Annotated in this window: 7 protein-coding genes; 5 read left to right on the forward strand and 2 right to left on the reverse strand. The window is 60.4% G+C overall.

Annotated elements, in window-relative coordinates:
- Positions 1 to 57: 57 nt before the first annotated feature.
- Both NW839_RS07785 and NW839_RS07790 read left to right on the forward strand, forming a co-directional pair.
- Complete coding sequence (locus NW839_RS07785; RefSeq protein ID WP_011432732.1) at positions 58 to 237, forward strand: hypothetical protein; 180 nt, start codon at positions 58 to 60, stop codon at positions 235 to 237.
- Positions 238 to 240: 3 nt separating this feature from the next.
- Entirely contained in the window at positions 241 to 1,320 is a 1,080-nt protein-coding gene (locus tag NW839_RS07790; RefSeq protein ID WP_414344829.1) for a DNA polymerase III subunit delta', read from the forward strand.
- Here the strand turns inward: NW839_RS07790 and NW839_RS07795 are convergent.
- The gene (locus NW839_RS07795; RefSeq protein ID WP_414350236.1) at positions 1,304 to 2,620 is read right to left on the reverse strand and encodes an ATP phosphoribosyltransferase regulatory subunit; all 1,317 of its coding nucleotides are present in this window, start codon (positions 2,618 to 2,620) and stop codon (positions 1,304 to 1,306) included. The two genes, NW839_RS07790 and NW839_RS07795, sit on opposite strands and share 17 nt — an antisense overlap.
- Positions 2,621 to 2,669: 49 nt before the next feature.
- Positions 2,670 to 3,740 (reverse strand): isochorismatase, encoded by a 1,071-nt coding sequence (locus tag NW839_RS07800; protein ID WP_414350237.1) that lies wholly within the window; start codon positions 3,738 to 3,740, stop codon positions 2,670 to 2,672.
- Positions 3,741 to 4,046: 306 nt separating this feature from the next.
- Between NW839_RS07800 and NW839_RS07805 the strand changes: the two genes are divergently transcribed.
- The 3 genes from NW839_RS07805 to rpsD all read left to right on the forward strand — a co-directional run bounded on the left by NW839_RS07805 (position 4,047) and on the right by rpsD (position 7,486).
- A complete protein-coding gene (locus tag NW839_RS07805; protein ID WP_011432726.1) occupies positions 4,047 to 5,429 on the forward strand; it encodes a nicotinate phosphoribosyltransferase in 1,383 nt (460 codons plus the stop codon).
- Positions 5,430 to 5,561: 132 nt separating this feature from the next.
- Entirely contained in the window at positions 5,562 to 6,698 is a 1,137-nt protein-coding gene (gene gmd, locus NW839_RS07810) for a GDP-mannose 4,6-dehydratase (protein ID WP_011432725.1), read from the forward strand.
- A 176-nt stretch (positions 6,699 to 6,874) separates the two neighbouring features.
- Positions 6,875 to 7,486 (forward strand): 30S ribosomal protein S4, encoded by a 612-nt coding sequence (gene rpsD / locus NW839_RS07815; RefSeq protein ID WP_011432724.1) that lies wholly within the window; start codon positions 6,875 to 6,877, stop codon positions 7,484 to 7,486.
- The last annotated feature ends 307 nt before the right edge of the window (positions 7,487 to 7,793 follow it).

Below are 7,793 nucleotides of genomic sequence, written 5' to 3' on the forward strand. Positions count from 1 at the left end.
AAACAGAATGCTATCGCTGCATAGTTGAACAGTGATGTTCAGCAGTGTTCAGCGTAAATGTATCAGTTCCTCAAGGCTGCCGACTTGTTGGCTGCTGAAGTGCTGGAGTCCTTGCCGCCGATGGATGAATCTTCGCCCCACTGGGGGGATCCCTTGGTGGAGCGGGGGTTATTGCGACCGGAGACGCTGCAGTATTTTCGCAAACATTTCCTGCCAGCTTCTGCCAGCGGATGCTGAGATATGCCAGAACTCCGTCCGAGCGCCGAGACCGTCAAGCGGATGAAGGTCTTGCCTCCACAGCACATTGTCGGGCAGGAGATGGCGGCACGACTGCTTGTGGCGGCCCTGGAGAAGGGGCGGGTGACTTCCAGCTACTGCTTCTTGGGCCCCCAAGGGGTGGGGCGGAAGCTGATGGCCCGTTGGTTTGCCCAGGCCCTCTTGTGCGAATCCAGCTCCGGGATCCCTTGCGGCAAGTGCTCCCACTGCCGTTGGCTGCTGGCGGGCAACCATCCCAATCTCCACTGGGTCAGCCCCACCTACCTGCACCAAGGCCGCCTAATTGCGGCAGACTCCCCGGAGGCGCAAACCTTGCAACGGCGCTCGCCGCCCCAAATTCGCCTGGAGCAGGTGCAGGGGGTATCCCGCTTCTGTGCCCGCAAGCCGATTCGAGCCCAGCGAAAGGGCTCCGCCCCGCTAAAGGACTCCGTCCCGCTTACGCGATCGGGAGCGGTGGTGGTGCTGGAGGGAGCCGAAACCTTGGCGGAAAGCGCTGCCAATGCTTTGTTGAAAACCCTGGAGGAGCCAGGCCCAGCCCATATTATACTCATCGCCCCCCAGGCGGCCTCGCTGTTGCCGACGCTGTTGTCCCGCTGCCAGATGGTGCCTTTTCGCCGCCTCAGCCCAGAAGAGGTCGACCGGGTGCTGAGTGGGTTGGGTTGCCCAGATCTGGCAGGGATCCCTCGATCCGAGCTGATTGCCTTGGCCCAGGGCAGCCCCGGCTTGGCCTTGCTGGCCCACCAGCACCTGCAGCAGATCCCGCCGTCGCTCCTTGAGGAACTCAAACGTTGGCCCTGGCACTCTTCTCTCCAGCAGGCATTGGAATTGGGCAGAGCGGTGGCCAGTTTGGAGCTGCCGGCACAACTGTGGCTGATCGATTATTTGCAGCAGCATTTTTGGGCGCAGGGATCCCGTCAGCCGTTTGCGCCAGGGGTGCAGAGCGCCATCCGGCAGTTGGAACGCATTCGCCAACACCTGTTGCAACTGGTGCAGCCCCGTCTCTGTTGGGAGGTCAACCTTGCCAGCATTAGCCCGGGTGGGTGATGTGGTAGCTGCCGTCGGCTTGTACCCAGGCGATCTCCGGGATCCGACATTGGCGGGCATAGGCTTCGATCTCTTCAGGGGCCCGATCCAGCAATTCCAGCTCCACCGCCTCCGTTCGCGTCAGCGGTGCGGTGCACTCTTCTCGCCAGCGGGCGGCCAAGGCCAGCGCCGCCGGGATCCCTGCCGGCACCAGGGGCACCACCAACCGTTTGCAGCCCATCTCCTCGGTTTTGGGGTCGGGGGGCAAGAGCCGCAGCAGCGTATCCGGCAGAAGGGTAAAGCCGATCCCCGGCTGTTCGACCTGCTGAGGGCTGTAGAGGGCGTACAGCCGGTCGTAGCGTCCCCCCAGAGCAATGATCTCCCCGCCTGCCACTGCCTGAAAAACGATGCCGGTGTAGTAGGCCAGGGTTTGCAACAAGCTCAGATCCAGCACCACCCGCACCCCATGTTCCTCCAGCACCTGGCAGAGCTGCCGCAGATCCCGCAGCCGCTCAGGCGGCACAGGCAACTGAGCCAGGTCAGAAAGAACTGAGCCGGGCTGGCCCCGCAGCCCCAGAATCTGCAAGCCAATCTGGCGGGCGGCTTCCGGCAGAGGGGCCGATTCCAGGTAAACGTAGTCGAGCTGGGCAATGGCACGGCGCACTGCCGCTTGAGCCGTGGGGGCAACGGCGCTGAGCAAACTCTCGGTGAGGCTGACATCTCCCAGCAGCAGCGTCCAGGCGGCCTCCGTCCCGTTTACACAAGAAGAGATGCCGATCGAGCGAATGCAATCGGCCAGCAGCAGCAGAATCTCGGCATCTGCCAGCCATCCCCCTGCCCCGATCAGCTCCACTCCGGACTGAAAAAACTCCTGGCTACTGTAGGATCCCTCCTCCCGCCGGCTGTTGCGAAAAACGCTGCCGTGGTAGTAGAGCCGCAACGGCAAAGGCCCACCGGCTAGACGGGTGGCTGCCGCCCGCACAATGGAAGCAGTGAACTCGGGGCGCAGCCCCAGCATCGTCCCTTCGCCATCCCGCAGTTGCAGCACCGACTCAGCGCGGATGGATCCCCCCGCCAGCAGCGTTTCCAGCCGCTCTAGGGTGGGAGTGATGATGCGCTGGTAGCCATGGCGCCGGAAAACCCGGGTCAGCTGAGCCTCCAGCTTCTCCCGCCGTTGTACTTCCCGCGGCAGGAGATCCCGGGCACCGCTGGGGGGGCGCAGACTGCTGGAGACGGTGGAACTGGCCTCAGGGCGGGGATCCCAAAAGTGCTCCGCACCGCTACCGCGAGAGTGCTCCGCACCGCTACCGCGACCGTACACAGGGCTGCTCCAGCAGAGGATCCTGCTGCATCATACCGGATGTTGGAGGTCAGCTGGGATCCCGGGGAAACTCAGGCCACTCCCAGATGGGATCCGTGGAGCGCACTCGGTGCATTCCTGCTTCCGCAAAGCGGGCGAAGGCGGCCTCCGCCTGTTCGCTGAAATCCACAACGCCGGGAATCACCACCGGCGAGGTGCAGTCCTCCAGAAGATAAACTTTCTTGGCCAAGCTGGGATCCGTGGCTTGGATTTCCTGCAGCAGGTCACTCACCGTCCAGGCCACGCAGTGGCTTTTGGCTTGGCCAGCCACGATCAGGGCATCAAACTGCAGCAGGTGGCGGATAAGAGGCTCATTTTTCTCGTCGATGGGATCCCCTTCCGGCCCAGTCAAAACCTCCGGGCTAAGCACGGAATAATTTTCCGTCAAGGGATTGGCTCCCTTGAGCTGCAGGCTGGGCTGGCTGCAGCGGGCCATGCCGTGAAAGAAAATCGCCTCCTCCACCGCTGGCACCAGGGCATGGCCAATCCCCCCCAGCATGGAGTGGTAGGGCCAGACGATGAGGGGATATTTTCCCCCCTGCTCCAACTGCTCGGCGTAGTGCAGAGCGTAGACCTGCAACCGCGTCAGATCCCCCTGGGTGAGGTTGGCAGCCATGGCGGGGTTAACCCGCCAGCGTCCGCAGCGGATATCGGCTGCCGAAATGGCCGTGGCCGGCTCAGGATGGGCTCCCTGCGCGTCCACCCAAAAGACGGGGTGGAAGATCTGCATGGCCGTGTGGGTGTCGAGAGTGGCAATGATCTGGGTGAGGCAAGCCAAATTGCGGTAGATGAACTGACAAAGCCGTCGATTGTCTTCCACCGCTCCCAATCCGCCGGAACCGGCCACAAACAACTCAAAGCCGGGAATGCAAAAGGTGTTCTGCACATCAATGAGCAACAAGCCCACCCGCACCCGATCCGCCTCTGCCGGCGGGATCCCTTGCTCCTTGGCCCAGAGCTCGGCTTCTGCTGCCCGCTGTTGGTAGGGCACGCGCCAAATCTCTCCCACCCGCTCCGGATCAAAGTGGGGGGGAAGGCCCGCTGGAGCCTTAACAGTTAGCTCCTGTAGAGTGGTATTCATGGCGTTCTTCCGGTGGGGGCTGGATTGACCAGGCTTGCACCCGCTCGATAGAGTTGGACGGGTAACACTTATGGTTGGTTTCACTATAAGTTGGGGGCAAGATTTTGTCCAGATGGCCGCCTGTATTTCTGGCTGAGTTTGGGTTTGGTGTCTTGTCGAGGCCGATTTTTAGGGTTTTTTGGGGTTGTGATGCTTCTGGTGGATCCCTACAAGCAGCCTTACTTATGGTAAGTTTCACTATAACCTTCGCAACAGCCCTCTGCTCGATCCCGCCGTTCCCCACTGGCTTCTGCCCCGAGGTTTTTCATGTTGAGCCCTGATTTCTCGTCGTTGCGGCCCCAAGACTATGGCCTGCTAACCGACCTGTACCAGTTCACCATGGCCGCCTGCTACGTGGGGGAAGGGCTAGAGTCTCAGCCCGCTGCCTTTGAGCTGTTTGTGCGGCGGCTGCCCACCGACTATGGCTACCTAATCGCCATGGGGCTCACCCAGGCAGTGGACTATCTGCAGCAACTGAGCTTCGCCCCCGAGGCTTTGCGAGCGCTGCGGGAAACGGGCATTTTCGCCGATGCGCCGGAGCGCTTTTGGGAGCTGCTGGCCCGCTGCCGGTTTGAGGGGGATGTGTGGGCGGTGCCGGAAGGAACCGCCATTTTCGCCAACCAGCCCCTCTTGCGGGTGGAAGCCCCCCTCTGGCAAGCCCAACTGGTGGAGACCTATCTGCTGTCCACCTTTAACTACCAGACCCTGATCGCCACCAAGGCGGCCCGTATGCGAGATGCAGCAGGGGATGAGGCCATTTTGTTGGAGTTCGGCACCCGGCGAGCTTTTGGTCCCCAGGCGGGGCTGTGGGCAGCCCGGGCGGCTCTGGCGGCAGGGTTCAATGCCACCTCCAACGTCTTGGCAGCCCTGAAATTGGGGCGCAAGCCGGCAGGAACCATGGCCCATTCCCTAGTGATGGCCATTGCTGCTCTCTCGGGAGACGAAACCCGCGCCTTTCAATCCTTTCGGCGCTACTTTCCCCAAGCTGCGCTTCTAATCGATACCTACGATCCCATCCAAGGGGCGCGCACAGCAGCCCAGCTTTTTGCGGCCAGAAGCCCAGATCAACTGGGATCCCAGGGGGAAATCGGCGGGGTGCGCATCGACTCGGGAGATTTGGAAGATCTCTCTCGCCGGGTGAAACAAATTTTGCCTCAAGGCGCCCCGGTGTTCGTCAGTGGGGATTTGGACGAATACGAGATCGAGCGCCTGCATCGCTCCCAAGCCCCCATCAGCGGTTATGGGGTGGGCACCCGCCTGGTAACTGGAGAAGGCGTAAACGGGGTGTACAAATTGGTGGAAATCAATGGGATCCCAGTGGCCAAAGCTTCCTTTGCCAAAGCCACCCTTCCCGGTCGCAAGCAGATCTTTCGCGGCCCTGAAGGAGACTTGTTGGGCCATGCTGACGAGCCCCCGCCTCCTGGCTACGAACCGCTCTTGCGCAAAGTTATGGAAAAAGGGCTGCTGCTGGATCCCTTGCCGGATCTGGAAGCCATTGCCCGCACCAGCCGCGCCTCTGTGCTGTGCCTGCCCCAGGGAGTGCGACAACTGCGCCAGCCGGATCCCTGGCCCACAGCCCTGACTGCCGCTTTGCAACGGTTGAAAGACCACACCCTTGGCCAGGAATGTGCCTCGGCGGGCCCTGCCTGAGGAGAAGGAGTCCCGCTGCACTATAATGTTCTAGCTTCAAGGTCTCCGCTTTGAGGTTTGAGTTTTGCCATTGGACTTGAGCCTCAGGCCATTTTGATTTTTGGTGTTTTCCTAGTCTTTGCCCCCAGCTCTATGACCCAACGTGCCCTAATTACCGGCATCACCGGACAGGATGGCTCCTATCTGGCCGAGCTGTTGTTGAAGAAAAACTACGAAGTTCACGGCATCATCCGCCGCGCCAGCACCTTCAACACCGACCGCATCGACCACATCTACGTGGATGCCCATGACCCCCAGGCCAGGCTGTTTCTCCACTACGGGGATCTCACGGATGGCACCACCCTGCGCAGGATTTTGGAACAGGTGCAGCCGACGGAAGTGTACAACCTGGGGGCCCAATCCCACGTGCGGGTGAGCTTTGATGCGCCGGAATACACCGTCGATGCAGTGGCCATGGGCACGCTGCGTCTTCTAGAGGCCATCCGCGACTACCAGCAGCGCACCGGGATCCGGGTGAAGTTTTACCAGGCAGGCTCCTCGGAGATGTTCGGCCTAGTGCAAGAGATCCCGCAAAAGGAAACCACCCCCTTCTACCCGCGCAGCCCCTATGCCTGTGCCAAGGTGTACGGCTACTGGCAGACGGTCAACTACCGCGAAGCCTACAACCTCTTCGCCTGCAACGGTATCTTGTTCAACCACGAAAGCCCACGGCGAGGGGAAACCTTTGTAACCCGCAAGATCACCCGCGCCGTCAGCCGCATTGTGGCCGGCAAACAGGACAAGCTCTACCTGGGCAACCTGGATGCCAAGCGGGACTGGGGCTACGCCAAAGACTACGTCGAGGGGATGTGGATGATGCTCCAACAACCCCAGCCGGATGACTATGTGCTGGCTACCGGGGAAACCCACACTGTGCGCGAGTTTGTGGAACGGGCCTTCGCGCTGGTGGGCCTGCCGATTACCTGGAAAGGCTCCGGCCAAGCCGAACAGGGGTTGTACAAAGACCAAGTGTTGATCGAGATCGATCCCCGCTACTACCGCCCAACCGAGGTGGATCTGCTGTTGGGGGATGCTTCAAAAGCCAAGCGAGTCCTAGGATGGGAGCCCAAGGTGAGCTTCCCGCAGTTGGTGGAGCTGATGGTGCTGGCCGACTTGGAAGCCATCGGCCTGGATCCGGATCCCATCTTGGGGGAACGGCGCACCCTCAACGGCCTGCTCAGCGAAGATCGCGCTTTCATCCGCACCCAGCTGGGGGTTCACTACGACTGACAAGACAGTTAGAACGGTGGAGACGGGATCCCAAAAGACAGCCTTGACCCCTTGTCCAAAGCAGGAACTAAACGCTTAATATAGTAGATCGCCGATTCTTTTGGTGCCTCGTCCTCTTGCTCCCCAGCTGACCATCTCTTGCTGACTTTGTTTGCTGATTTCGGAGAAATGCCCGCATGTCCCGCTACACAGGCCCCCGCCTAAAAATTATTCGTCGCTTCGGGGGACTTGATCTGCCCGGCTTGACGCGCAAGCGCCCCAAAAATACCAACCCGCCCGGTATGCATGGCGCCGAGCGCAAGAAAAAATCCGAATATGCCATTCGCTTAGAAGAAAAGCAGAAGGTGCGCTTCAACTACGGGCTGAGCGAGCGGCAGATGATCCGCTACATGCGCAAGGCACGGCGCTCCAAGGGATCCACCGGTTTGGCCTTGCTGCAAATGCTGGAAATGCGGTTGGATTGCATCGTGTTTCGTCTGGGCATGGCTCCAACCATTCCGGCAGCTCGGCAGCTCGTGAGCCACGGCCACATAGAGGTTAACGGCCAAAAGGTAACCATTCCCAGCTATGGCTGCAAAGTGGGGGATGTGATTACAGTAAAAAACAAGGAATCTTCCCGCAAGCTGGTGGCCGCCTACGCGGAGTATCCGGGGTTGTTTTTGCCGGACTACCTGGAGTTTGACAAAGAAAAGCTGCGCGGACGCATCAAGGAATTGCCCCCCCGCGAGCAAATTTGCGCCCCGGTCAACGAGCTTTTGGTGGTTGAGTTCTATTCCCGCAAGCTCTAGGGATCCCCTTTTGTGGCCATTGCAAATTGCAGGGGAATTTTGGGCAGTTTGACGTTCTCCTCACCCTTGAGGCCGGGGGATTTTTCACGGTTTGTTTTTTGTAGCGTTTCCCCTGCTCATCGCTCCTGTTGGCGATGCGTAGCGTTAGCTAGACCGCCGGGAAGCCCTGCCCTCTGTTAGTGACTAGTGGCTAGTCACTATCCACTCACCACTATCCAGGGTGAAGGTCGGGATGAGAGGCGGGGACACTTTGGTTTTCAATGGACTGGCCTAAAACCGAGACGGTAACCCCACCGCATGAAGCAAT

The sequence above is a fragment of the Synechococcus sp. R5-15 genome, assembly GCF_047462035.1.
Taxonomy (GTDB): Bacteria; Cyanobacteriota; Cyanobacteriia; order Thermostichales; family Thermostichaceae; genus Thermostichus.